At 66.5% G+C, this 1263-nt stretch carries 2 protein-coding genes; both read right to left on the minus strand.

The window, feature by feature from the left end; translation table 11 throughout:
* Positions 1-162: HAD family hydrolase (locus AC1D15_RS32940; RefSeq protein WP_477829377.1), on the minus strand; the 162-nt coding region annotated here is incomplete at its 3' end.
* Positions 162-1263 (minus strand): peptide chain release factor 2 gene (gene prfB, locus AC1D15_RS32945; protein ID WP_477829376.1). Its coding sequence is split into 2 segments (ribosomal slippage), with 1101 coding nucleotides annotated over them: positions 162-1184 and positions 1186-1263; the frame shifts between segments, so codons are not numbered across the junction. This gene is flagged as partial in the annotation. The genes prfB and AC1D15_RS32940, both read right to left, overlap by 1 nt.

Raw genomic sequence — 1263 nt, forward strand, 5'->3', positions numbered from 1 at the left:
GATCTCGACGTTGCTGCGCCCGGCCGTCTCCAGGAAGAAGCGCTCGGCGTCGATGGTCAGCTCGCGCCGGCGGTGCCACTCGACCCAGGCGTCGTGGTGGTGCGGCATGCTGTCGATCAGCGTGCCGTCCAGGTCGAAGAGCAGGGCCTTCAGCTGCGTCATCAGATGCCCTGCTTCAGGCTGGCGGTGATGAACTGGTCGAGGTCGCCGTCCAGCACCTTCTGGGTGTTGGAGATCTCCACGTTGGTGCGCAGGTCCTTGATGCGGCTCTGGTCGAGCACGTAGCTGCGGATCTGGTGGCCCCAGCCGACGTCGGTCTTGGTGTCTTCCAGCTTCTGCTGCTCTTCCATGCGCTTGCGCATCTCATGGTCGTACAGGCGCGAGCGCAGCCGCTTCCAGGCCACGTCGCGGTTGCTGTGCTGGCTGCGGCCGTCCTGGCACTGCACGACGATGCCGGTCGGGATGTGCGTGAGGCGCACCGCCGAGTCGGTCTTGTTGATGTGCTGGCCGCCGGCACCGCTGGCGCGGAAGGTGTCGGTGCGCACGTCCGACGGGTTGATGTCGATCTCGATCGTGTCGTCGACCTCGGGGTAGACGAACACGCTGGCGAAGCTGGTGTGGCGGCCCCCGGCGGAATCGAACGGGCTCTTGCGCACCAGGCGGTGCACGCCGGTCTCGGTGCGCAGCAGGCCGAACGCGTACTCGCCCTCGACCTTGATGGTGGCGCTCTTGATGCCGGCGATTTCACCGTCGGACTGGTCCTCGACCGTCGCCTTGAAGTCCTTGCGCTCGGCGTACTTCAGGTACTGGCGCAGCAGCATGCCGGCCCAGTCGCAGGCCTCGGTGCCGCCGGCGCCGGCCTGGATGTCGAGGAAGCAGTTGAGCGGGTCGGCCGGGTTGTTGAACATGCGGCGGAACTCGAGCCCGTCGACGATCTCCGCCAGCTTGGCGGTCTCGGCCTCGATGGCCTGCAGGCCGTCGGTGTCGCCCTCGGCCTTCGACATCTCGTACAGCTCGGAGTTGTCGGCCAGGTTGCCGGTCAGGTGGTCGATGGTCTCGACGACCTGCTCGAGCGTGCGCTTCTCGCGCCCCAGCTCCTGCGCGCGCTTCGGTTCGTCCCAGACCTTGGGATTCTCGAGCGCGGCGTTGACCTCGTTCAGTCGCAGTGCTTTGCGATCGTAGTCAAAGATACCCCCGGAGGCCGACCGTGCGCTCGGTCAGGTCGGCCAGGGTGTTGCCGATGGCATTGATGTGTTCGACGTC

This window comes from Rhizobacter sp. P2_H2 (assembly GCF_056403375.1).